Source organism: Vibrio sp. DNB22_10_4 (genome assembly GCF_052879755.1).
Genome location: NZ_JBNNXW010000121.1, coordinates 1 through 237, shown reverse-complemented (window position 1 = coordinate 237; position 237 = coordinate 1). Strand labels below are relative to the sequence as shown.

Here is a 237-nt window from a genome sequence, read left to right as displayed (position 1 = left end):
TAGTTCAGTTGGTTAGAATACCGGCCTGTCACGCCGGGGGTCGCGGGTTCGAGTCCCGTCCACTCCGCCACTTATTAAGAAGCCTCGTCTAACGACGAGGCTTTTTTGAATCTAACGTGTTGATTTAAGAAATTAAATAGCATAGATTAGATAACACTTTAGGGGTGTAGCTCCAATTGGCAGAGCAGCGGATTCCAAATCCGCGTGTTGGGAGTTCGAATCTCTCCACCCCTGCCA

The 237-nt window shown here is 48.9% G+C and carries 1 tRNA gene; it reads left to right on the top strand.

The window, feature by feature from the left end:
- Nucleotides 1-160: 160 nt before the first annotated feature.
- Nucleotides 161-237: transfer RNA gene (locus ACVA6Q_RS24910), tRNA-Trp, on the top strand.